Source organism: Streptomyces sp. NBC_00663, assembly GCF_036226885.1.
GTDB lineage: Bacteria > Actinomycetota > Actinomycetes > Streptomycetales > Streptomycetaceae > Streptomyces.
Genome location: NZ_CP109027.1, coordinates 2,619,037 through 2,643,978 on the forward strand (window position 1 = coordinate 2,619,037; position 24,942 = coordinate 2,643,978).

The following is a 24,942-nucleotide window of genomic DNA, read 5'->3' on the forward strand; positions in this document are numbered from 1 at the left end:
ACCTCATGCAGCCGCACAGCCGCAGCGAACCCCAGCTCAGCGGCCATTGTCAGTCCCCGGGTGCAGGATGGACGCATGGTCAGCTCCACACGCCGAGCCCTCGACGGCTTCTCCCCCGCGACCCGCGGCTGGTTCACGGGCGCCTTCGACGCGCCCACCGCGGCTCAGGCAGGCGCTTGGACCGCCATCAAAGAGGGCTCGGACGTCCTGGTCGTCGCCCCCACCGGCTCCGGCAAAACCCTCGCCGCCTTCCTGGCCGCCCTGGACGACCTGGCCTCCACACCCCCACCCGCCGACCCCAGGAAACGCTGCCGGGTCCTGTACGTCTCCCCCCTCAAGGCCCTCGCGGTGGACGTGGAACGCAACCTCCGCAGCCCCCTCACCGGCATCCGCCAGGAATCCGTACGCCTGGGCCTGCCCGAGCCCGAGGTGAAGGTCGGCATCCGCTCCGGAGACACCCCGGCGGCCGAGCGCCGCGCGCTGTCCACGCGCCCCCCGGACATCCTGATCACCACCCCGGAATCTCTGTTCCTGATGCTGACGTCGGCCACGCGCGACGCGCTGACCGGCATCGACACCGTCATCCTCGACGAGGTCCACGCGGTGGCCGGCACCAAGCGAGGCGCCCACCTCGCCCTCTCCCTGGAGCGCCTGGACGAGCTCCTGGCGAAGCCGGCCCGCCGCATCGGCCTCTCCGCGACCGTCCGCCCCGTCGACGAGATCGCCCGCTACCTCTCCCCCCAGCGCAAGGTGGAGATCGTCCAGCCGAAATCAGGCAAGGAGTTCGACCTCTCCGTGGTCGTCCCCGTCGAGGACCTGGGCGAACTGGGCGGCTCCCCCGTGGCCGACGGCTCCGAGGGAGCGGAACGCCCCTCGATCTGGCCCCACGTCGAGGAGCGCATCACCGACCTCGTCCAGGCCCACCGCTCCACGATCGTCTTCGCCAACTCCCGCCGCCTCGCGGAACGCCTCTGCAACCGCCTCAACGAGATCGCGTACGAACGCGCGACCGGCGAGCCGCTGGCCGATCACCACGCCCCCGCCGAGCTGATGGGCGGCTCAGGAGCAGCCCAGGGCGCACCCCCGGTCATCGCCCGAGCTCACCACGGCTCGGTCTCCAAGGAACAACGGGCCCTGGTCGAAGAAGATCTCAAGGCAGGCCGCCTCCCCGCGGTGGTCGCGACCTCCAGCCTCGAACTCGGCATCGACATGGGCGCGGTGGACCTGGTGGTCCAGGTCGAATCACCCCCCTCCGTGGCCTCCGGCCTGCAACGCGTGGGCCGCGCGGGCCACCAGGTCGGCGCGGTCTCCACCGGCGTGGTCTTCCCGAAGTACCGCGGCGACCTGGTCCAGGCCGCGGTCGTCACCGAACGGATGCGCACGGGCTCCATCGAGTCCCTCAAGGTCCCCGCCAACCCCCTGGACGTCCTGGCCCAGCAACTGGTCGCCATGACGGCGCTGGACACCTGGCAGCTCGACGACCTGCTCGCCACGGTCCGCCGGGCGGCACCCTTCGCCTCGCTCCCCGAATCGGCGTTCACCGCGGTCCTCGACATGCTCGCGGGCCGCTATCCCTCCGACGCCTTCGCGGAACTCCGCCCCCGCGTCGTCTGGGACCGGGTCGCCGGAACCATCACCGGCCGCCCCGGCGCCCAGCGCCTCGCGGTCACCTCCGGCGGCACGATCCCGGACCGCGGCCTCTTCGGCGTCTTCCTCGCCGGCGCCGACCCCAAGAAGGGCGGTGGAAGGGTCGGCGAGCTGGACGAGGAGATGGTCTACGAGTCGCGCGTGGGTGACGTCTTCACACTCGGCACCAGCTCCTGGCGGATCGAGGACATCACCCGCGACCGTGTCCTGGTCTCCCCGGCCCCCGGCGTCCCGGGCCGGCTGCCGTTCTGGAAGGGCGACCAGCTGGGCCGGCCGCTCGAACTCGGCCGCGCGGTCGGCGCGTTCCTCCGGGAAGTCGGCTCGATGCCCAAGGAGAAGTCCCGCCCACGCCTGCTCGCGGCGGGCCTGGACACCTGGGCGGCCGACAACGTCCTCACCTACCTCGACGAACAACGCGAGGCCTGCGGCCACATCCCGGACGATCGCACCATCGTCGTGGAGCGCTTCCGTGACGAACTCGGCGACTGGCGCGTCGTCGTCCACTCCCCCTTCGGCGCCCAGGTGCACGCCCCCTGGGCCCTCGCCCTGGGCGCCAAGCTCTCCGAGCGCTACGGCATGGACGCCCAGGTGATGCACGCGGACGACGGCATCGTCCTGCGCCTCCCCGACGCCGACCTGATGGGCCTTGACCTGCTGGACCAGGAACCGATGAAGCTCGGCACGGAGTACGACGCCGACCAGGCCCCGGTGGGCGCGGCGGACGTGGTCTTCGACAAGGGCGAGGTCGACCAGATCGTCACCGACCAGGTCGGCGGCTCGGCACTGTTCGCCTCCCGGTTCCGCGAATGCGCCGCTCGAGCCCTACTGCTCCCCCGGCGCAACCCCGGCAAGCGCACCCCGCTGTGGCAGCAGCGCCAGCGCGCCTCGCAACTCCTTGAGGTGGCCAGCGAGTTCGGTTCGTTCCCGATCGTCCTGGAGGCGGTCCGCGAGTGCCTCCAGGACGTCTTCGACGTCCCCGGCCTGGTCGAGCTGATGGGCGACCTGGAGTCCCGCAAGGTCCGCCTCGTCGAGGTCACCACCGCCGAGCCCTCCCCCTTCGCCCGCTCGCTCCTCTTCGGTTATGTCGCCCAGTTCCTGTACGAGGGAGACTCCCCGCTCGCCGAGCGCCGTGCCGCGGCCCTGTCCCTCGACTCCCGTCTGCTGGCGGAGCTGCTCGGCCAGGCGGAGCTGCGCGAGCTGCTCGACGCCGAGGTCCTGGCGGAGCTGGAGCGGGAACTTCAGTGGCTCACCGAGGACCGCCGCGCGAAGGACGCGGAGAGCGTCGCGGACCTCCTCCGCCTCCTCGGCCCGCTCACGGACGCGGAGTTGACGGAACGAGGCGCGGAACCGCAGTGGGCGCAGGACCTCGCCAAGGCCCGCCGCGCCATCCGGGTCCGCATCTCCGGCACCGACCACTGGGCGGCGATCGAGGACGCGGGCCGGCTGCGCGACGCACTGGGCACCGCACTGCCGGTCGGCGTCCCCGAGGCCTTCACCGAGCCGGTCAAGGACCCGCTGGGCGACCTCCTCGCGCGCTACGCCCGCACCCACGGCCCGTTCACCTCGGCGACCGCGGCGGCCCGCTTCGGTCTGGGCGTGGCGGTCACGGAGGGCGCGTTGCAGCGCCTCGCCGCGAACGGCCGTGTCGTACAAGGGGAGTTCCATCCGGCGGGCATCGGCCAGGAGTGGTGCGACGCGGCCGTGCTCCGCCGCCTCCGCCGCCGCTCCCTGGCCGCCCTGCGCCATGAACTCGAACCGGTGCCGCCGCCCGCGCTCGCGCAGTTCCTCCCCCAGTGGCAGCACATCGGCAAGGGCCACGGCCTGCGCGGCATCGACGGCCTGGTGCGTGCCATAGAGCAGTTGCAGGGCGCGTCGGTCCCCGCCTCCGCCCTGGAGAAGCTGGTCCTGCCCTCCCGCGTGGCGAACTACACCCCGGCGATGCTCGACGAACTCACCTCCGCCGGCGAGGTGGTGTGGGCCGGGGCCGGTTCCCTGCCCGGCAAGGACGGCTGGGTGTCCCTCTACGTCGCGGACGCGGCCCCCCTCCTCCTGCCGCCCCCGCATCCCCTGGAGCTGACGGCTCTCCACGACTCCGTCCTCACCGCCCTCTCCGGCGGCTACGGCCTGTTCTTCCGCCAGATCGCCGACCAGGTCCGCGCGACCACCCACCCCGACGCCACCGACCCCCAGCTCGCCGACGCCGTCTGGGACCTGGCCTGGTCCGGCCGCCTCACCAACGACACCCTCACGCCCATGCGCTCCCTGCTGGGCTCGGGCCGCACGGCCGGCTCGACGGCCCACCGCGCCAAGCGCACGATGCCGCGCGGCCGTTATGGCTCCCTCACCGCCGCCGCCCGCCCGGCGTCCCGCACCGGCCCGCCCACCGTCGCCGGCCGCTGGTCCCTGCTGCCCGACCGCGAGCCCGACGCCACCGTGCGCGCCCACGCCCTCGCCCGCACCCTCCTCGACCGGCACGGCGTGGTGACCCGGGGCGCGGTCGCCGCGGAGGGCGTCGAGGGCGGCTTCTCGGCGACGTACCGCATCCTGTCCGCGTTCGAGGAGACCGGCCAGGCCCGCCGCGGCTATGTGGTGGAGGGCCTCGGCGCCGCCCAGTTCGCGATGGACGGCGCGGTGGACCGCCTCCGCGCGGCGGCGAACGCCCGCGAACGCGGCCAGGGCGACGCCGCCGCCCCGGCGACCGACGACTTCACCGCGTACGCCGACTTCAGCACTCCAGACGCCGGCACCGACTTCTGGCAGACCAACGGAGACCAGGCCCCCCTGGGCCTCGACGACACGTACGACCCTCTACCCCCGGCCCAGGCCCCCACCTCAGGCGACCACTACGTCTCCCCCCGCGACCACCGCGCCCCCGCACCGCACCGCCGCGACCGCCCCTCCCCCGACACCCGAGCCGTCGTCCTGGCCGCCGCCGACCCGGCGAACGCCTACGGCGCCGCCCTGCCCTGGCCCGAGCCCCCCACCGGCGCCGGGCACAAGGCCGGCCGCAAGGCGGGCTCCCTGGTGGTCCTGGTCGACGGTGAGCTGACGCTCTACATGGAGCGCGGCGGCAAGACCCTCCTGGCCTGGCCCGAGGACCCGAACACCAAACCCACCGAGGACCCCCGCCTCCAGATGGCAGCCGACGCCCTGGCGGCAGCCGCCCGCGCGGGATCCCTGGGTACGGTCACGGTAGAACGCGTCAACGGCGCCTCAGCCCTGACCTCACCCCTCGGCACCCTCCTGGAATCAGCAGGCTTCATCGCCACCCCACGAGGCCTTCGGCTAAGGGCCTGACACACCCCACCGACCCTTCTGCGCCGACGGCAGCCCACACCCACCCAGGGGCGCGGGGAACTGCCCGACAAGCCACCCACACGCCGCACCCGCCACACCACAGCAGCCCCCCGCCCACTGGGCGCCGGCCTCCCACCCCATGCCACCCTTGACCCATGCCCGAAGGAGACACCGTCTGGCAGACAGCGACCCGCCTCCACACCGCCCTCGCCGGCCAGCCACTCACCCGCAGCGACCTGCGCGTCCCCAAGTTCGCCACGGCCGACCTCACCGGCCGCACCGTCCTGGACGTCACCCCGCGCGGCAAGCACCTCCTGACCCGCATCGAGGGCGGCCTGACCCTCCACTCGCACCTCAAGATGGACGGCTCCTGGAAGGTGTACGCCAACGGCCGACGCTGGACCGGCGGCCCCGCCCACCAGATCCGCGCGATCCTCGGCAACGCCGACCGGACGGCCGTCGGCTACCGCCTCCCCGTCCTGGAACTCCTCCGCACCAGCGACGAGGAACGCGTCGTAGGCCACCTCGGCCCCGACCTCCTGGGCCCGGACTGGAACCCCGACCGCGTCCTCGCCAACCTCCTGAGCGACCCCGCCCGCCCCCTCGGCGAGGCCCTCCTCGACCAGCGCAACCTCGCCGGAATCGGCAATGTCTACAAGAGCGAGCTCTGCTTCCTCCTGGGCGTGACCCCCTGGCTCCCCGTCGGCGCGCTCCCCGCCGACCGCGCCGCCAAGCTCCCCGCGCTGGCCAAGAAGCTCCTGGAGGCCAACCGCGACCGCCCGGTCCGCACCACCACGGGCCGCCACGGCCAGGACCTCTTCGTCTACGGCCGCGCCCGCATCCCCTGCCTGCGCTGCCACACCCCCGTCCGGCTGGCCAACCAGGGCGACGGCTCCCGCGAACGCCCCACCTACTGGTGCCCGACGTGCCAGAGGGGACCCGCCCCGGGGACCACCCCGCACCCCGCAACCCCACACCGTACGACTAATTGACGACCCGTCAGAAACCCTCGTACCGTCCCCTCATGACCGTCAGCGCGTACGACCTGACCGGACGCACCGCCTTCGTCACCGGCGCCGCCGGCGGTATCGGCCGCGCCTGTGCGGTCCTGCTCGCCGAAGCGGGCGCCACCGTGCACTGCGCCGACCGCGACCCGCAGGGCCTGCACGAGACGGCGACCCTCATCAAGGACGCGGGCGGCACCGCCCACACCCACCACCTCGACGTGACGGACCGCAACCGGCTCCGCGAGGCCATCGCCTCCTGCGAGCACCTGGACGTGCTGGCCGCGATCGCCGGGATCATGCACAGCAGCCCCGTCCTGGAGACCGCGGACGCGGATCTCGACCGCGTCCTGAACGTCAACTTCAAGGGCGTGCTGTACGCCTCCCAGGAGGCGGCCCGCCTGATGATCGCCCGGCAGACCCGGGGCAGCATCGTCACCATGGCCTCGGGCGCCGTCGACACCGGCGGTCCCGGCCTGCTCGCCTACGGCGCGGCCAAGGCGGCCGTCGTGCAGCTGACGAAGACCCTGGCGACCGAGGTCGGCCGGCACGGCATCCGGGTCAACGCCGTCGCCCCGGGCTGGATCCGTACGCCGATGACCGACCGCCACGGTGAGGCCCAGGAGCGGACCGAGGCCCTGATGGCCCGCATGTCACCGCTGGGCCGGGTAGGCCGATCCCACGAGGTGGCTCACGCCGTGCTGTACCTGGCGTCCGACGCCGCGTCCTTCACGACGGGCCAGATCCTGCGCCCGAACGGCGGCGTGGCGATGCCGTGGTGACGGTGTTCCCGGGCGCCGACGTCGTCGTACCCCGCCAGCGCCCCACGGCCAGCGCCCCGGCCGCCCGCGCCCTCGGCACACAGTGCACCGGCAGCAGGCTCAGCCCCCACCCTCCGGCCGCGACGGCACCCTCCAGCACCCCCGCACCGGGGGCCAGCGCCAGTCGCAGCACAGCCCACCACCACAGCGCCCCCAGCGTGAGAGCCGCCCCCCACCGCACTATCGGACGGACCACGACCCCACCTCCAGCCCGCAGAACCCGAAGCCCTCAGGGCACCCGGCAAGACCACGGAAACCGACGCTAGGCCCGGGCCCCGACCGCCGACAGGGCGCACCAAGGGCACACCGAGGCACCATTGGCCCCCGCTTCACCCGTTCTCGGCCTGGAACATCCAGTGATGCTTCTCCAGATCCGCCGTGATCCCGATGAAGAGGTCCTGGCTGACGGGGTCGGCGTCACCGGTGGCCGCCACCCGCTCCCGCATCCGCCCGATCACCGCGCCCAGCGCGTCCACCAGCGTCCCCACCGCGTCCGCGTCCTTCACCCATCCCTCGGACACCGCGCCGATGCCGCTGCCCGCCGCCACGGTCGCCGCACGCCCGTCCGGCGGGACGCCCAGCGCGGAGGCCCGCTCGGCGACGGTGTCGGAGTGGGTGCGCGCGATGTCCACGACCTCGTCGAGTTGCAGATGCACGGACCGGAACCGCGGCCCGACCACGTTCCAGTGGATCTGCTTCGCCACGAGGGCGAGGTCCACCAGATCGACGAGCGCCCCTTGCAGAGCCTCGGCCACGGTCTTCAGGTCCGTGTCGGACAACGGGCTCTTCACGACGTACATGCGCATGCTCCGATTCCTGTGCACAGCCCCGAGCCCAGCGGTTCCACGATGCGGTTCCACAACGCTTTTCACGATGCGGTTCCACAACGCTGTTCCACGATGCACGAAAGCCCCGGCCGACGCCTCTCCAGATGTTCCGGAGAGACCCGGCCGGGGCCTCGCGCACTTCGCAGAGTGCTTTGCACTTCTCAGCGCATCGTCAGCCCGTCCTCGAGCGGAACCCGAGGGCGTACGCGCGTGGCGCTCAGGCGGCGACGACGTCCACTGCCTCGGCGGGCGCCTTGATGGTCACCCGTTCCGGTGGCACACCGGTCACCGAGACGGCACCCAGCATCGGACGACGTACCGGCGTGGGCACGGTCTCGCTGGGGGTGGCCGCAGCGGACTGGGCCAGCTCGGCGAGGGCGAGCTCGTCGCTCACTTCCCGCATCAGTTCGGACATCCGTACGTCCAGCGCGTCGCAGATGGCGGAGAGCAGCTCGGAGGAAGCCTCCTTCTGCCCCCGCTCCACCTCGGAGAGATAGCCGAGTGAAACTCGGGCGGACGAGGAGACTTCGCGCAGAGTACGGCCCTGGCGTTGGCGCTGCCGACGCAGCACGTCACCCAGCAGGCGACGGAGCAGAATCATCGGTGGCTCCCTCCTCGGACCGCGTAGCCGCATCCTTCACGCCCCACCGTACCGCCTTGCGCCGCGGCCGTGCGGGGAGCGATGTCGTGTTCACTCAGGGCTGCAAACATCAAAACCCCCCGTTCCGTTCCGTATCCTGTGCCCGCTCATTCCCGGTCTGTTCGCCCGCAAGCTCCTGAAGGAGCAGTGCGAGTACGCTCCGTACACTCTCCATACGAATTTCCGCGCGGTCGCCGTTCAACCGCAGCGACGCCACTTTCCCGCCATCGGAGAGCTCCGAGGCCGGGCCGTCGACCGCCACGTAGACCGTCCCGACGGGCTTTCCGTCCTGTTCTTCCGGTCCTGCGACGCCCGTGGTCGCAATGCCCCAGTCAGCGCCGAGCACCTTGCGTACGCCGGCCGCCATCTGGGCCGCGACCTGCGGGTCCACCGCGCCGCGCGCCGCCAGCAGGGCGGCGTCGACACCGAGCACTTCGTGCTTCAGTTCGGTGGCGTAGGCCGTCACCGAACCGCGGAAGGCCTGCGAGGCCCCGGGAGCCGCTGTGATTTCCGCCGCAACCAATCCACCGGTGAGCGACTCGGCGACCGCGAGGGTCTCGCCCTTCACCGCCAGTAGTCGCACCACTTCAGTGGCCGGGGAACTCACGCTTCCGTCTCCTCCAACGCCGCTTCGCGCTCGGCGATTCCCTGCCTGCGCAGCACAATGGCTTGTCTCACATAGTCGAGGCCGGTCGCCACGGTCAGGACGACCGCCACGGCCATCACCCAGAACCTCGCAGTGGCCAGCCACCCCGTCAGCGCCAGGATGTACATCCCGACCGCGATGCCCTGGGCGAGGGTCTTGAGCTTGCCGCCGCGGCTCGCCGGGATGACGCCGTACCGGATGACGATGAAACGCAGCAGCGTGATCCCGAGTTCCCGGCCGAGAATGACCGCGGTCACCCACCACGGCAGATCGCCGAGGCCGGACAGACAGATCAGCGCCGCCCCCATGATCGCCTTGTCGGCGATGGGGTCGGCGATCTTCCCGAAGTCGGTGACGAGGTTGTAGGTGCGCGCCAGATGACCGTCGAAGAGGTCGGTGATCATGGCGATCGAGAAGGCGGCCCAGGCGAACGAGCGCCACGCGGGGTCGTGTCCGCCGTCGGCCAGCATCAGCGCGACGAAGCCCGGCACCAGCAGCAGCCGGATCATCGTCAGGATGTTGGCGATGTTCCAGAGGCTGGCCTGGTCGACGGCCGCGGCCGCGATCTTCCCGCCGCGCGCGGACTTGCCACCGTTGTCGGCACCGGCCGCACCCATCTGGGCAGTGCCCGCCTTGGAGGGGCCGCCCGCGGCGGATGCCGGTACTCCGGTCATCTGCCCGCCTCCTCACTACACGCGAGTGAGCCCGTCACCGGCTCGGCCACCAGATCGACACCCTCGGTACCGACCACCTTCGCCTCGACGATACGGCCGACACTCAGCTCCTCGCCGCTCGTGAGCAGCACCTGGCCGTCCGTCTCCGGCGCCTGGTGCGCACCGCGCCCGTACACGCCCTCGTCGTCCACGGACTCCACCAGCACGTGCACGGTCTCGCCCACGCGCTCCTCGGCCCGCTGCGAGACCAGCTCCTCGGCGAGCCGGGAGACACGTGCCAGCCGCTCGGCGACGACGTCCTCGTCCAGCTTGTTCTCGTACGTGGCCGCTTCGGTGCCCTCCTCGTCGGAGTAGCCGAAGACGCCGATCGCGTCCAGCCTCGCACCATTGAGGAACCGCTCCAGCTCGGCCAGATCGGCCTCGCTCTCACCGGGGAAGCCGACGATGAAGTTGGAGCGCACACCCGCCTGCGGGGCCTTGCTCCGGATGGTGTCGAGCAGCTCCAGGAAGCGGTCGGTGTCACCGAAGCGGCGCATGGAGCGCAGCACGTCGGGCGCGGAGTGCTGGAAGGACAGGTCGAAGTAGGGCACGACCTTGGGCGTGGACGTCAGCACGTCGATGAGGCCGGGCCGCATCTCGGCGGGCTGGAGGTAGCTGACGCGCACCCGCTCGATGCCGTCGACCTCGGCGAGCTCGGGCAGCAGGGACTCCAGCAGACGGATGTCGCCCAGGTCCTTGCCGTAGGAGGTGTTGTTCTCGGAGACCAGCATGATCTCCTTGACGCCCTGCTCGCCCAGCCAGCGCGCCTCGTTCAGCACGTCCGAGGGCCGCCGGGAGATGAACGAGCCGCGGAAGGACGGGATGGCGCAGAACGTGCAGCGCCGGTCGCAGCCGGAGGCAAGCTTCACCGAGGCGACCGGGGAGCCGTCCAGACGGCGGCGCAGGGGCGCGCGCGGGCCGGAGGACGGAGCGAGCCCCTCCGGGAGGTCCACGGGGCCGTGCCCGGGCAGCGCCACCTCGGCCGCCGACTCCTGGCGCTCGGCCGGGCTGATCGGCAGCAGCTTGCGGCGGTCGCGCGGGGTGTGCGAGGCGTGGATGCCGCCGTTCAGGATGGTCTGGAGGCGGTCGGAGATGTCGGCGTAGTCGTCGAAGCCGAGCACGCCGTCGGCTTCGGGGAGGGCCTCGGCGAGGTCCTTTCCGTACCGCTCGGCCATGCAGCCCACCGCCACGACGGCCTGGGTTCTGCCATGTCCCTTGAGGTCGTTGGCCTCCAGGAGGGCGTCGACGGAGTCCTTCTTGGCGGCGTCGACGAAGCCGCAGGTGTTGACGACGGCGACATCCGCGTCCGCGGCGTCCTTCACGAGGTCCCAGCCGTCCGCCTCCAAGCGGCCTGCGAGCTCCTCCGAGTCCACCTCGTTACGGGCGCAGCCAAGAGTGACGAGTGCGACGGTACGGCGTTCAGGCATGGGCTCAAGACTACTTTGTCCCACCGACAACAAACGTCGACGGGGTTGGTGAAGATCACCAACCCCGTCGAGCACGCGCCGAGCCTCAGCCGACCTGCGGGTCGCCCTTGGTGTACGTCAGGCGCTCCACGGCGCCGGGCGCCCAGTCGTCGTCGATCTTCTTGCCGTTCACATACAGCTGGATCGCCCCGGCGTCACCGAGGACGAGGTTGATCTTCTCGCTGTCCTGGAAGGTCTTCGACTCGCCCTGCTGAAGCAGACCGTCGAAGAGCAGCCGGCCGTTGTGGTCCTTGGCGGAGATCCAGCTCTTGCCGTCAGGGGCGCTCACCCGGACGGTCACCTTGTCCTGCGGAGCCGCCGCGATGGCGCTGTCGGACGGGTCCGGCTTCGGCGACTCGGGCTTCTCGCTCTTCGGAGTGGGCGTGGCGGACTTGCCGGCCGTGGGCGTGGAGCCGTCGGCGACCTGTGCCTTGCCGCCCTCGTCGTCGCCCTTGAACGCGGTGAACCCGACGAATCCGATCACGGCGACGATCGCGGCGACCATGGCCGCGGTCCAGTTGGGCCCGCGACGCTCGGGACGGATGCGTTCCGCCTCGAACAGCGGGGCCGCCGGGGTCGGCGCGGGACGGCCGCCGTGGTCGGCGTCGTACTGGGCGAGGAGGGGGGCCGGGTCGAGGCGTACGGCCTTGGCCAGGGTCCGGATGTGGCCTCGGGCGTAGACGTCACCGCCGCAGGGGGTGAAGTCGTCCGCTTCGATGGCATGCACGATGGCGATACGGACCCGGGTGGCGTTGCTGACGTCGTCGACGGTCAGCCCGGCCGCGATACGTGCCTGCTGGAGGGCACGGCCGACGGAGATTCGGGCTTCCTCGCGGTCGTCTTCGAACGGACGCTCGTCTTCAGGGGAGTTGCCGATGGACACGGGGGCGCCTTTCGAGCGTTTAAGCCACCTGTGCTGAGGGTTCAGTCTAGGGGGGGTGCGAAAGGGTGGGGCAACCGGGCGGTGGGACTTTGTACGCCATCGGTATGGCCGGACACGCCGATGGTGGGGCAGCAGCTTTTCGCTTCCCTCAACTTGACGTACGCCGAAGGGAAACGGTTGCTCAATGATCCCTTACGGGTGAGTCACGATCGAACACCCATCAGTGGCCCACCCGTCCGCAAGATGACCCTTGCGCCCCGTTTCCGGAGGTGACGTCCTCCTAAGCCTCCCCGCGGATCACCGCGAGCACGCCATCCAGCTCATCAGCCTTCACAAGAACGTCACGTGCCTTGGATCCCTCGCTCGGCCCGACGATCCCGCGCGACTCCATCAGGTCCATCAGACGACCCGCCTTGGCGAACCCGACGCGCAGCTTGCGCTGGAGCATGGACGTCGAGCCGAACTGCGTGGAGACGACCAGCTCGGCCGCCTGGCACAGCAGGTCCAGGTCGTCGCCGATCTCCTCGTCGATCTCCTTCTTCTGCTTGGTGCCCACGGTGACGTCGTCCCGGAAGACCGGCGCCATCTGGTCCTTGCAGTGCTGGACGACGGCCGCGACCTCGTCCTCGGTGACGAAGGCGCCCTGCATACGGGTGGGCTTGTTCGCCCCCATCGGCAGAAACAGCCCGTCGCCCTTGCCGATCAGCTTCTCGGCACCGGGCTGGTCGAGGATGACCCGGGAGTCGGCCAGGGACGAGGTGGCGAAGGCGAGCCGCGAGGGCACGTTGGCCTTGATCAGACCGGTGACGACGTCGACCGACGGCCGCTGCGTGGCGAGCACCAGGTGGATGCCGGCCGCGCGCGCGAGCTGCGTGATGCGCACGATCGAGTCCTCGACGTCACGCGGCGCGACCATCATCAGGTCGGCGAGCTCGTCGACGATCACCAGCAGATACGGGTACGTCTTGAGTTCCCGCTCGCTGCCCTCGGGCGTCTTGAGCTTGCCGTCGCGGATCGCCTGGTTGAAGTCGTCGATGTGCCGGTACCCGAACGCCGCCAGGTCGTCGTAGCGCAGGTCCATTTCCCGTACGACCCACTGGAGCGCCTCGGCGGCCCGCTTCGGGTTGGTGATGATCGGCGTGATCAGGTGCGGAATGCCCTCGTACGCCGTCAGCTCGACGCGCTTGGGGTCCACCAGGACCATCCGCACGTCCTCCGGGGTCGCGCGGACCATGATGGAAGTGATCAAGCAGTTAATGCACGACGACTTACCGGAACCGGTGGCTCCGGCGACGAGCACGTGCGGCATCTTCGCGAGGTTGGCCATCACATAGCCGCCCTCGACGTCCTTGCCGAGCGCTACCAGCATCGGGTGGTCGTCCTCCGCAGCGGCGGCCAGTCGCAGCACGTCACCGAGGTTGACCATCTCCCGGTCGGTGTTCGGGATCTCGATACCGACCGCGGACTTGCCGGGGATCGGCGAGATGATCCGTACGTCGGGACTGGCGACGGCGTACGCGATGTTCTTGGTCAGCGCGGTGATCCGCTCCACCTTCACGGCGGGGCCGAGTTCGACCTCGTAGCGCGTGACCGTCGGCCCGCGCGTGAAGCCGGTGACGGCCGCGTCGACCTTGAACTCCATGAAGACGTTCTGGAGCGAGGCGACGACCGCGTCGTTGGCGGCGCTGCGCGTCTTGCCGGGTCCGCCGCGCTCCAGGAGGTCGAGCGAGGGCAGCGAGTAGGTGATGTCGCCCGACAGCTGGAGCTGCTCGGCGCGCGGCGGCAGCTCGCTCGGGGCCTCGGGTGCCGGCTTGGTGAGGTCGGCGACCTCGACCTTCAGCTTCTCCTGCCTGGGCCGCGCAGCCGGCACGGGCTTGGAGGCCGGGACCGGCGTCGGGGTGGTCTCCTCCCGGTCCCCCACGCTCACCCCCTGGGTGAGGTCGGCGACGATCGGCGACGGCGGCATCCCGTGCAGCACGGCGCCGTCGAGCGCGGCTGCGGCGGCCGCGGCGACGTCCACGGCGTCCATCTGCCGGTCCATGTCGGGCTGCGGCACGGCGGAGCGCCTGGGGCGCCCACGACGCCGCGAGAGGGCCTCCTGCTCGGCGCCCTCGGGGTCGTACGTCTCGGGCGTCTGAGCGCGCTTGCGCGCGCGTGCGGGCAACGCCTCACGCCACTGCTCGTCGTAGCGCTCGTCGTCGGAGAACTCGTCGAACTCGTCCGCCCCCGGATCGTGCAGCACCCCCAGCCGCACCCCGAGCTCCCGCAGCCGCCGCGGGATGGCGTTGACCGGCGTGGCCGTGACGACGAGCAGCCCGAAGACGGTGAGCAGCACGAGCAGCGGTACGGCGAGGACCTCGCCCATGGCGTACGTCAGCGGAGTCGCCGCACCCCAGCCGATGAGCCCGCCGGCGTCCCTTATGGCCTGCATGCCGTCGCTGCGGGCGGGCGCGCCGCACGCGATGTGGACCTGCCCGAGCACTCCGATGACGAGCGCCGAGAGGCCGATGACGATCCGGCCGTTGGCCTCGGGCTTCTCGGGGTGCCGGATGAACCGTGCGGCGATGACCGCGAGCAGTATCGGCACGAGCAGGTCGAGGCGCCCGAAGGCGCCGGTCACGATGATCTCCACGAGGTCGCCGACCGGACCGCGCAGGTTCGACCAGGTGCCGGCCGCGCAGATCAGCGCGAGGCCGAGCAGCAGCAGCGCGACGCCGTCCTTGCGGTGCGCCGGGTCGAGGTTCTTGGCACCGTTCCCTATGCCGCGGAACACCGCGCCCACGGCGTGCGCCAGGCCCAGCCAGACGGCGCGTACCAGCCTGTAGATGCCGCCGGTCGGGTTCGGCGCCGGCTTCGGAGGCGGCGCGGCCTTCTTCGCCGCGGCCTTCTTGGCGGGCGCCTTCTTCGCAGGAGCCTTCTTCGCGGCGGCCTTCTTCGCCGGAGCCGCCGCCTTCTTCGCGGGCTGCTTCTTGGCAGCGGAGGGACGTGAGGCCATAGGTGTGAGGTTACCGGTGGAGACGACAAGGGACACGCGTGCCCACTGCTTCACCCGTTCGTGTCGCCCTTGCGGGGACTGGAAACTGACGTGTGCTCACGCACAACTGGGCCGCGCCCGGGCATCAGTTCTGGGAGGGCACCGCCGACGTGCTTCCGGCGCCCGGTTCGAGGGCGTCCAGCGCCCGCCGCAAACCGGTGAGTTTGCGTTCGAGATGCGCCGCCGTGGCGACCGCCGCCGCGTCCGCCGACTCGTCGTCGAGCTGCTTGGACAGCGCCTCGGCCTGCTCCTCGACCGCCGCGAGCCGCGCCGACAGCTCGGCGAGCAGCCCCGCCGGCTCCTTCGCCTCGCCGGCCGCCGGTGCCTTGCCGCCGGTGCCACCCTCCAACTGGAGCCGCAGCAGCGCCGCCTGCTCCCGCAGCTGGCAGTTCTTCATGTAGAGCTCGACGAAAACGGAGACCTTCGCGCGCAACACCCACGGGTCGAACGGCTTGGAGATGTAGTCGACCGCGCCGGCCGCGTACCCACGGAACGTGTGGTGCGGGCCGTGGTTGATCGCGGTGAGGAAGATGATCGGGATGTCCCGGGTGCGCTCCCGCCGCTTGATGTGCGCGGCGGTCTCGAAGCCGTCCATGCCCGGCATCTGGACGTCCAGCAGAATGACCGCGAAATCGTCAGTGAGCAGCGCTTTGAGCGCTTCCTCCCCGCTCGATGCCCGCACCAGTGTCTGATCGAGCGCGGAGAGGATGGCCTCCAGCGCCAGCAGATTCTCCGGCCGGTCATCGACCAGGAGGATCTTGGCCTTCTGCACCATGGCCCGCCCTCCTCGCCCCGGATGTGCACCGGGCGCCGCCCCTGGGGACGACTCCCTTTCGCCGCCCAACCTTGTGCCGGTCATGGTAGCCGCACCCCGCCCGTCGCCACACCCTGTCACCGCGATGTCACTGTGCACGTAGCAGAAACGCAAGCGGAGACCAGAAGGTTCCCCGAATCCCGTACTTCTACACGGCTGCGAGCACACTGAGTCAGCAACTCCGCGTGAACACAGAAGGTTCCCGCAGCATCCACGCGAAGCCTGCCCCGTCCGGTCACGCGACCCTCACGCCGTACCGTCACGCACCCCTCACGATTCCCGCACCGGTTCCCCGCCACGGCGACCCGCCCGCTTCCCGCGCGGGTCCGGTGACGCGGCCCCGCACGCTCCGCGCACCGGTCCCGTCACGCGCCCCGCATCCACTGCTCCATGACCGTGAGCAGATGATCGGGATCGACCGGCTTGGTGACGTAGTCGGAGGCGCCCGACTCGATCGCCTTCTCCCGGTCGCCCTTCATCGCCTTCGCGGTCAGCGCGATGATCGGCAGGCCCGCGAACTGCGGCATCCTGCGGATCGCCGTCGTCGTCGCGTACCCGTCCATCTCCGGCATCATGATGTCCATCAGCACGACCGTCACGTCGTCGTGCTGCTCCAGGACCTCGATGCCCTCGCGGCCGTTCTCGGCGTACAGCACGGACAGCCCGTGCTGCTCCAGGACGCTGGTCAGCGCGAAGACGTTACGGATGTCGTCGTCGACGATGAGCACCTTCTCGCCGCCGAACCGGATCCCGGGCCGCGCCTCCGTGACCGGGTTCTGCTCCGTCGCCGACCACCGCTCCTGAGGCGGCTGTTCGGCCTCCGGCAGGGCCCGGCGGCGGCGCCGGAACAGGGCCGCGGCACCGTTCTGCGTCTCCTGGTACGACCGCACCTCGGCCGGTGTCTCGACCTCCACCTCGGACAGCCCGTTGTTCTCCGAGGCGAGCAGCTCACCGGCCTCCAGGGCGGGCATGGGCTGCTGATAGCCCTGCGGCGGCAGTTCGCTCGGGTGCAGCGGCAAATAGAGCGTGAAGGTCGACCCGCGCCCCGGCTCGCTCTGGGCGTGGATCTCACCGCCCAGCAGCTGGGCGATCTCCCGCGAGATGGACAGCCCGAGGCCCGTACCGCCGTACTTGCGGCTGGTGGTGCCGTCGGCCTGCTTGAACGCCTCGAAGATCACCCGCATCTTGCTGGCCGCGATCCCGATCCCGGTGTCGGTGACGGAGAACGCGATCAGATCGGCGTCCGGGTCCCGCAGCGAACCGGTCTCCAGGAGCTGCTCGCGGATCTGCACCGGCACGTCCGCGTTGGCCGGCCGGATCACCAGCTCCACCGCTCCGGAGTCGGTGAACTTCACCGCGTTGGAGAGCAGGTTGCGCAGCACCTGGAGCAGCCGCTGCTCGTCGGTGTGCAGCGTGGCGGGCAGCTCGGGCGAGACCCGTACGGACAGGTCCAGGCCCTTCTCCGCGGTCAGCGGCCGGAAGGTGGCCTCCACGTAGTCGACGAGCTGGACGAGCGCGATGCGCGTCGGGGAGACGTCCATCTTGCCCGCCTCGACCTTCGACAGGTCGAGGATGTCGTTGATGAGCTGGAGCAGGTCGGAGCCGGCCCCGTGGATGGTCTCGGCGAACTCGACCTGCTTGGGGGTGAGGTTGGCGTCCGCGTTGTCGGCGAGCAGCTTGGCCAGGATCAGCAGCGAGTTGAGCGGCGTCCGCAGCTCGTGCGACATATTGGCGAGGAACTCGCTCTTGTAGCGCATCGACACGGCGAGTTGCTCGGCGCGCTCCTCCAGGACCTGCCGCGCCTCCTCGATCTCGGTGTTCTTCACCTCGATGTCGCGGTTCTGCCGGGCCAGCAGCTCGGCCTTCTCCTCCAGTTCGGCGTTGGACGCCTGGAGGGCCTTCTGCCGGTTCTCCAACTCGGCCGAGCGCTCCCTGAGTTGCTCGGTCAGCTCCTGCGACTGCTTCAGCAGCACCTCGGTCTTGGTGTTGACGGAGATGGTGTTGACGCTGGTCGCGATCATCTCGGCGATCTGGTTGAGGAAGTCCTTCTGGATCTGCGTAAAGGGAGTGAAGGAGGCCAGCTCGATGACGCCGAGCACCTGGCCCTCGAACAGCACGGGAAGGACGATCACTTGCGCCGGAGGCGCCTCGCCGAGCCCGGAGGAGATCTTCAGATACCCGCTGGGCGCGTTCTCCACGAGGATCGTCCGCTTCTCCTGCGCGGCCGTCCCGATGAGCGCCTCACCCGGCCGGAACGACGTCGGCATGGAGCCCATCGAGTAGCCGTACGACCCGAGCATGCGCAGTTCGTACGAGTCCTCCTGGCCGGCGCTGACGTCCTTGCCGTCGACGAGAGGCATCGCCAGGAAGAACGCGCCGTGTTGCGCGGACACCACCGGCGTCAGCTCGCTCATGATCAGCGAGGCCACGTCCGCGAGATCGCGGCGGCCCTGCATCAGCGCGGAGATACGGGCCAGGTTGCCCTTGAGCCAGTCCTGCTCCTTGTTGGCGATCGTGGTGTCGCGCAGGTTGGCGATCATCTTGTTGATGTAGTCCTGGAGTTCCTGGATCTCCCCGGACGCGTCCACGTCGATCTTCAGGTTCAGGTCACCACGGGTCACCGCGGTCGCCACGCGCGCGATGGCACGCACCTGCCGGGTCAGGTTCCCGGCCATCTCGTTCACGGACTCGGTGAGGTCCCGCCAGGTGCCGTCCACGTCACGCACGCGTGCCTGGCCGCCGAGCTGCCCCTCCGTGCCCACCTCGCGGGCGACCCGGGTGACCTCCTCGGCGAAGGAGGACAGCTGGTCGACCATCGTGTTGATGGTCGTCTTCAGCTCCAGGATCTCGCCGCGCGCGTCGATGTCGATCTTCTTCGTCAGGTCACCCTTGGCGATGGCCGTGGTCACCATGGCGATGTTCCGCACCTGACCGGTCAGGTTGGACGCCATCTGGTTCACCGACTCGGTGAGGTCCTTCCACGTACCCGCCACACCCGGCACCCGCGCCTGTCCGCCGAGGATGCCGTCCGTACCCACCTCGCGGGCCACCTTGGTGACCTGGTCGGCGAACGAACTCAGCGTCTTCACCATGGTGTTGAAGGTGTCGGCGAGCTGCGCGACCTCACCGCGCGCCTCGATCGTCACCGTCCGCGTCAGGTCGCCGTTGGCGACCGCGGACGCGACCTGGGAGATGTTCCGCACCTGCATGGTCAGGTTGTTGGCCATGAGGTTCACGTTGTCGCTGAGGTCCTTCCAGATGCCGACAACGCCCGGCACATGGGCCTGCCCGCCCAGGATGCCCTCGGTGCCCACCTCACGGGCCACCCGGGTCACCTGCTCGGCGAAGGACGACAGCTGGTCCACCATCGTGTTGACCGTGCTGACCAGCTCGAGGATCTCGCCCTTGGCGTCGACGGTGATCTTCTTCGACAGGTCACCCTTGGCGACCGCGGTCGTGACCTCGGCGATGTTGCGGACCTGGATGGTCAGGTTGTTCGCCATGAAGTTCACGGACTGCGTGAGGTCCTTCCAGGTGCCGGAGACCCCCTGCACCTCGGCCTGACCACCGAGGATGCCCTCGGTACCCACCTCGCGGGCCACACGGGTGACCTCTTCGGCGAACGACGACAGCTGGTCGACCATCGTGTTCAGGGTGTTCTTCAGCTCCAGGATCTCGCCGCGCGCGTCCACGGTGATCTTCTGGGACAGGTCACCCCGGGCCACCGCGGTCGCGACCTGCGCGATGTTGCGCACCTGACCGGTCAGGTTGGACGCCATGCCGTTCACGGAGTCGGTGAGGTCGCGCCACACACCCGCGACGCCGGGCACCTGAGCCTGACCGCCCAGCCGCCCCTCAGTCCCCACCTCGCGGGCCACCCGGGTCACCTGGTCCGCGAAGGCGGAGAGCTGGTCGACCATCGTGTTGATGGTGTTCTTCAGCTCCAGGATCTCGCCGCGCGCGTCGACGTCGATCTTCTGGGACAGGTCACCCCGGGCCACCGCGGTCGTCACCTGGGCGATCTGCCGCACCTGCGAGGTGAGGTTGCCACCCATGAAGTTGACGGAGTCGGTGAGCTCCTTCCACGTACCGGAAACCCCCGGTACGACGGCCTGACCGCCCAGCCGGCCCTCGGTGCCCACGTCCCGGGCCATCCGCGTCACCTGGTCCGCGAACGCCGACAGCTGGTCCACCATCGTGTTCACGGTGTTCTTCAGCTGAAGCATCTCGCCGGACACATCGACGGTGACCTTCTGCGACAGGTCACCGTTGGCCACCGCCGTCGTCACCTGCGCGATGTTCCTCACCTGTCCGGTGAGGTTCCGGAACGCCGTGTTGACGGAGTCGGTGAGGTCCTTCCAGGTACCGGCCGCGCCCGACACCTGCGCCTGTCCGCCCAGCTCACCCTCGACACCGACCTCGCGCGCCACACGCGTGACCTCGGCACCGAACGCCGACAGCTGGTCCACCATCCCGTTGACGGTGTTCTTCAGCTCCAGCATCTCGCCGGCCACGTCGACGGTGACCTTCTGCGACAGGTCACCGTTGGCCACCGCCGTCGTCACCTGCGCGATGTCCCGCACCTGAATGGTCAGGTTCCGGAAGACGGTGTTGACCGAGTCCGTGAGGTCCTTCCACGTGCCCGCCGCACCCGGCACGTTCGCCTGCCCACCGAGCTGCCCCTCGGCACCGACCTCGTTGGCCACGCGCGTGACCTCGTCCGCGAAGATCCGCAGCGTCTCGGTCATCTGGTTGATCGTGTCCGCGAGCTGGGCGACCTCGCCCCGCGCCGACACGGTCACCTTCTGCGACAGATCACCACTGGCGACCGCGGTCGTCACCTGAGCGATCCCGCGCACCTGAGCCGTCAGATTGCCGGCCATCAGGTTCACCGAATCGGTGAGGTCCTTCCACACACCCGCCACACCGGGCACCTGCGCCTGCCCGCCCAGCTCGCCCTCGACGCCCACCTCGCGCGCGACGCGGGTCACCTCGGAGGAGAAGGACGACAGCTGGTCCACCATCGTGTTGACGGTGTTCTTCAGTTCGAGCATCTCTCCGGCCACGTGAACCGTGACCTTCCGGGACAGATCACCCTTGGCCACAGCCGTGGTCACCAGCGCGATGTCCCGCACCTGGGCCGTCAGCCGGTACGCCATGGTGTTGACCGAATCCGTCAGGTCCTTCCACGAACCCGACATCCCGCGCACCTTGGCCTGCCCGCCCAGCTTGCCCTCGGTGCCCACCTCGCTGGCCACACGCGTGACCTCGTCGGTGAACGTCGAGAGCTGGTCGACCAGATTGTTGACGGTCCGCCCGACCTTCAGGAACTCACCGCGCAGCGGATGCCCGCTCCCGTCCGGCGCCTGCGTCCGCAGCTCCATGCGCGGCGACAGATCACCCTCCGCGACCGCGGAGAGCACCCGCCCGACCTCAGAAACAGGTCGTACGAGATCGTCGACCAGGGCGTTGGAGGCGTCGATGGCGGTCAGCCATGAACCCTCACAGGCGCCGATTTCCAGCCGTTCCGTGAGCTTTCCCTCACGCCCGACCATCCGCCGGACCCGGGACAACTCACCGGTCAGATGCAGATTCCGGTCGGCGACCTCGTTATAGACCGCCGCGATCTCGGACATCACGCCATCGCCCGAGACGGTGAGCCGCTTACGGAAGTTCCCGTCCCGCATCGACACCAGAGCCGCCAGCAGTCGGTTCAGGGCAGCCGTGTCCACCGCGGTGGTGCCGCCGCGTGGTTTGCGCTGGTTGTTCAGGGACTGTCCGCCTTTCGCGCGCGTCTTAGTGCCCCGCGTCGCTGCGCCAGACTCCACTGTGTCCCTCCCGCAGGGGTCGACCGTTACTGCTGAGCTCCGGTACTAGTGCTCGGCGTACCAGTTAATGCTGTGCGTCGGTGCCGGATATACCAGGCCGCATCACGGGCTGCTGCCCGCTGTGGACAGAAGACACCCGGCCTGCCCGGACCTTCACAAGAAGCTTGCCCAGTGTTTCACCCTGGCTGAACCCGGCCATAACAGTTCGGCAGCTTCGCACACGGTCCGCACACCCTCCGGACGGAAACACTGGTGACCGGCATCCGCATGGACGGGGAAGGTAAGTAACCTTGCATGCGGCTGTCCAGCCGCGCCGGTCCGTCCGGCCTGGGCGGTGGCACGAGCACGAGCGGGCATCGGAGGGGCGGCCGCACAACATGACCACCGGACTGATCCCCGGGGGACCTCCCCCGGACCGCCGGCCGACGGACGGCCTGCCGCAACAGCGGCACGAGCCGGTCGGCCACGGAGCCCTGCACGCCGACAACCGGACGAGGAGTTCAGTGATCACCGCGCGCGCGGCCGCCAGCTTCGAGCCCGTCGGGCGATCGGTCGCGAGCGCCCGCTCCTTCGTCCGCGACACACTCCAGGGCTGGGGCTTCGCCGACATCGTCGACGACGCGGTGGTGCTCACCAGCGAACTGGTGACGAACGCCGTGGTCCACGCGGGCACCTCCGCGGACGTCCTGTGCCTACGCAGCGACGACGGCGTACGCATCGAGGTCGCCGACCACTATCCGGAACGCGAGATCCCGCTCCAGGGCCACCCCGCCACCATGGGCAGCCCCGACCGCGAGGGCGGCCGCGGCCTCCAGCTGTGCGCGGCCCTGGCCAGCCGCTGGGGCGTGGACTACACACCCACGCACAAGCAGGTCTGGTTCCGGCTCGACCTCCCCGAACGCTCGGTGGGCACCCGCGCCGCCGGCCCGTCCCTCCCCGCGGACCTCCTGCCGCTGGCCGACGGCCGCGTCCGCGTGGCCGTCATCCAGATCGACCGTACGTCGGCCATCTCGGCCTGGAACGAGGACGCCGAGGAACTCTTCGGCTACCCGGCCGAACAGGTCACCGGCAAGCCCCTGACCGACCTCGCCGCCTGGCCGCACACCCCGGGCACCAGCACCGGCATCGCCGAGGCCCTCCAGCTCTCGCGCTGGGAAGGCAGTTACGGCATCCGCGCCGCCAGCGGCCGCGTCACGCCCGTGTACGCCTCCCATCTCCGCGTCCGCGACACCGGCGGCGAGCCCTCCACGGTCTGCCTCCTCGTCCGCGACCACGAACGCGCGGTCCTCCAGACCCCGTTGCGCATCCCGGCCTCCGACAGCTCCTCCGGCGGTGACGGCCAGAGCACCGACCCCTTCGAGGTCTTCATCGGCTCCCCGGCCCCGGACGACCTCGACGGCCTCCTCCAGCGCACGGTGGAACGCGCCCGCGACATGCTCGACGCCGACTCGGCCTTTCTGCTCCTCGCGACCGACGACGAGACGGAGTTGGAGGTCCGCGCCTCCACCGGCCTGCCGTCCGCCCGCCAGCGCTTCGCGCGCGTGCCCGTCGAAGCCGGCCCCGGCCGCTACGGCTCGGCCCGCATGCCGGCCGTCCATGACGACCTGTCGGCCGTCCCGGGCGCGGTCCCCCTGCTGAGCGGCACGGGCATGCGCTCGGTCGTCACGGTCCCGCTGAAGGTCGAGGGCCGCCTCACCGGCTCCCTCGGCGTCGCCGCCGAAGCCCCCGCCAGATACTCCAACGAAGAGGCCCTCCGCCTCCAATTCGCCGCGGACCGCATCGCGTTGGCGGTGGAATCGGCCCGCCTGGGCGAACTGGAACGCCTGCGCCGAGGCTCCCTGAGCTTCCTGGTCGAGGCCTCCGACCTCCTGGCAGGCACCCTGGACCGCGACCAGACCCTGGCGCTGATGGCCCAGATGACGGTCCCCACCCTCGCCACCTGGTGCGCGGTCTACACGATCGCCGACCAGGCCTCGGAGCCGTACCTGTCGTACGTCCTGCACGAGGACGAGGAACTCATCGACGGCATCAAGTCGTTGCTGTCGAAGATCTCCCCGCCCGACCCTGTCCCCACCCCGGGCGCCCGCGTCTGGTCGGCCCCCGCCGAGGCGGCCCACCAGGCGGCCCTGCGCACCTCCATGCGCAGCCTGGGCCTGGGCGAGCCCATCGGCCGCATCAGCTCGGGCATCGGCCCCACCCTGGCCACGGCATCTGCGGTGGGTGGCGAAACAGTGGTCCTCCCGCTGGTCGCCCGCAACCGCGTCATCGGCATGCTGACCCTCGGCAAGCCCACCGACGAACACTTCCGCCAGGAAATCCTGGAACTGGCCGAGGACTTGAGCCGCCGGGCCGCCCTGGCCCTCGACAACGCCCGCCTCTACTCCGAGCGCACGGCCATCAGCCAGTCCCTCCAGCGCAGCCTCCTGCCCCCTGAGCAGCCCGCGATCGAGGGCATCGAGGTCGAGGTCATCTACCGCGCGGCCGGCGAGGGCAACGAGGTCGGCGGTGACTTCTACGACGTCTTCCCCATCCGCGACGGCGTCTACGGCTTCGCCATCGGCGACGTCTGCGGTACGGGCCCGCACGCGGCGGCGGTGACGGGCCTGGCCCGGCATGCCCTGCGCCTGCTCGCCAGGGAGGGCCTCAGCGGCCCGGCGGTCCTGGAGCGCCTCAACTCCGCGATCCTCGACGAGGGCGCCCGCAGCCGCTTCCTGACCCTCCTGTACGGCGAGATGCGTCCCCAGGACGACGGCAGCGCGGAAATGAAGGTCGTCTGCGCCGGCCACCCTCTCCCGCTCCGCCTCCGCCAGGACGGCACGGTCGAACCGGCCGCGGAACCCCAGCCCCTCCTGGGCGTCATCGAGGACCTGGAGCTGTACGAGCAGTCGGTCACCCTTGACCCCGGTGACGTCCTCCTCTGCGTCACGGACGGCGTCACCGAACGCCGCGAGGGCACCCGCATGCTGGGCGACGACGGCCTCGCCGACGTGCTCACCACCTGCACGGGCCTGACGGCCGGCGCGGTCGCGGCCCGCGTCATGCGCGCGGTGGAGCGTTTCGCCTCGGACGCCCCGTCCGACGACATGGCGATCCTGGCGATGCGAGTCCCTGGCCTCCACAACGACTGAGCGCCCGGAGAACACGGGGATATGCGAAAGGCCCCCGCCCATAAGGGCGGAGGCCTTTTCTGCTGGAGCCCCCTAACGGAATCGAACCGTTGACCTTCTCCTTACCATGGAGACGCTCTGCCGACTGAGCTAAGGGGGCCTGTCGCTTTTCCGAGGTTTCCCTCGCGGCGACGGAATAGATCATACCCCGAACA

14 protein-coding genes and 1 tRNA gene are annotated in these 24,942 nt (G+C 70.4%); 4 read left to right on the top strand and 11 right to left on the bottom strand.

Features of this window, described 5'->3' with window-relative positions:
* The first annotated feature begins 75 nt into the window (after nucleotides 1-75).
* From OG866_RS11700 to OG866_RS11710, 3 genes are all read left to right on the top strand, one after another.
* A complete protein-coding gene (locus tag OG866_RS11700) occupies nucleotides 76-4,944 on the top strand; it encodes an ATP-dependent helicase (protein ID WP_329334010.1) in 4,869 nt (1,622 codons plus the stop codon).
* 155 nt (nucleotides 4,945-5,099) lie between these two features.
* Nucleotides 5,100-5,936 carry a DNA-formamidopyrimidine glycosylase family protein gene (locus OG866_RS11705; protein WP_329334011.1) on the top strand — a complete coding sequence of 279 codons (837 nt, stop codon included), beginning with the start codon at nucleotides 5,100-5,102 and terminating at the stop codon, nucleotides 5,934-5,936.
* A 32-nt stretch (nucleotides 5,937-5,968) separates the two neighbouring features.
* Nucleotides 5,969-6,730 carry an SDR family NAD(P)-dependent oxidoreductase gene (locus OG866_RS11710; RefSeq protein ID WP_329334013.1) on the top strand — a complete coding sequence of 254 codons (762 nt, stop codon included), beginning with the start codon at nucleotides 5,969-5,971 and terminating at the stop codon, nucleotides 6,728-6,730.
* Here OG866_RS11710 and OG866_RS11715 read toward each other — a convergent pair.
* The 10 genes from OG866_RS11715 to OG866_RS11760 all read right to left on the bottom strand — a co-directional run bounded on the left by OG866_RS11715 (nucleotide 6,678) and on the right by OG866_RS11760 (nucleotide 21,620).
* On the bottom strand, nucleotides 6,678-6,965 hold the full coding sequence (locus OG866_RS11715; RefSeq protein ID WP_329334014.1) for a hypothetical protein: 288 nt from the start codon (nucleotides 6,963-6,965) through the stop codon (nucleotides 6,678-6,680). The genes OG866_RS11710 and OG866_RS11715 overlap by 53 nt on opposite strands.
* Before the next feature lie 133 nt (nucleotides 6,966-7,098).
* The gene (locus OG866_RS11720; protein WP_329344052.1) at nucleotides 7,099-7,569 is read right to left on the bottom strand and encodes a Dps family protein; all 471 of its coding nucleotides are present in this window, start codon (nucleotides 7,567-7,569) and stop codon (nucleotides 7,099-7,101) included.
* Nucleotides 7,570-7,813: 244 nt separating this feature from the next.
* Nucleotides 7,814-8,197: a helix-turn-helix domain-containing protein gene (locus OG866_RS11725; protein ID WP_329334015.1), complete on the bottom strand. Its 384-nt coding sequence runs from the start codon at nucleotides 8,195-8,197 to the stop codon at nucleotides 7,814-7,816.
* 109 nt (nucleotides 8,198-8,306) lie between these two features.
* Complete coding sequence (locus tag OG866_RS11730) at nucleotides 8,307-8,843, bottom strand: CinA family protein (protein WP_329334017.1); 537 nt, start codon at nucleotides 8,841-8,843, stop codon at nucleotides 8,307-8,309.
* Nucleotides 8,840-9,556 (bottom strand): CDP-diacylglycerol--glycerol-3-phosphate 3-phosphatidyltransferase, encoded by a 717-nt coding sequence (gene pgsA / locus OG866_RS11735; protein ID WP_329334019.1) that lies wholly within the window; start codon nucleotides 9,554-9,556, stop codon nucleotides 8,840-8,842. The genes OG866_RS11730 and pgsA overlap by 4 nt, the downstream gene beginning before the upstream one ends.
* The gene (gene rimO, locus OG866_RS11740; RefSeq protein WP_329334021.1) at nucleotides 9,553-11,022 is read right to left on the bottom strand and encodes a 30S ribosomal protein S12 methylthiotransferase RimO; all 1,470 of its coding nucleotides are present in this window, start codon (nucleotides 11,020-11,022) and stop codon (nucleotides 9,553-9,555) included. The genes pgsA and rimO overlap by 4 nt, the downstream gene beginning before the upstream one ends.
* Before the next feature lie 85 nt (nucleotides 11,023-11,107).
* Nucleotides 11,108-11,944 (bottom strand): helix-turn-helix domain-containing protein, encoded by an 837-nt coding sequence (locus OG866_RS11745; RefSeq protein ID WP_329334023.1) that lies wholly within the window; start codon nucleotides 11,942-11,944, stop codon nucleotides 11,108-11,110.
* A gap of 280 nt (nucleotides 11,945-12,224) precedes the next feature.
* Nucleotides 12,225-14,939 (bottom strand): DNA translocase FtsK, encoded by a 2,715-nt coding sequence (locus OG866_RS11750; protein ID WP_329334025.1) that lies wholly within the window; start codon nucleotides 14,937-14,939, stop codon nucleotides 12,225-12,227.
* A 124-nt stretch (nucleotides 14,940-15,063) separates the two neighbouring features.
* Nucleotides 15,064-15,753 (bottom strand): response regulator, encoded by a 690-nt coding sequence (locus OG866_RS11755; RefSeq protein ID WP_329334027.1) that lies wholly within the window; start codon nucleotides 15,751-15,753, stop codon nucleotides 15,064-15,066.
* Nucleotides 15,754-16,157: 404 nt separating this feature from the next.
* Complete coding sequence (locus OG866_RS11760; RefSeq protein ID WP_329334028.1) at nucleotides 16,158-21,620, bottom strand: HAMP domain-containing protein; 5,463 nt, start codon at nucleotides 21,618-21,620, stop codon at nucleotides 16,158-16,160.
* Between the two features lie 377 nt (nucleotides 21,621-21,997).
* Between OG866_RS11760 and OG866_RS11765 the strand changes: the two genes are divergently transcribed.
* The gene (locus tag OG866_RS11765) at nucleotides 21,998-24,748 is read left to right on the top strand and encodes a SpoIIE family protein phosphatase (RefSeq protein WP_329334030.1); all 2,751 of its coding nucleotides are present in this window, start codon (nucleotides 21,998-22,000) and stop codon (nucleotides 24,746-24,748) included.
* A 63-nt stretch (nucleotides 24,749-24,811) separates the two neighbouring features.
* On the opposite strand, the gene OG866_RS11770 is transcribed toward OG866_RS11765, so the two are convergent.
* Nucleotides 24,812-24,887 (bottom strand) — tRNA-Thr (locus OG866_RS11770).
* Nucleotides 24,888-24,942: the final 55 nt, after the last annotated feature.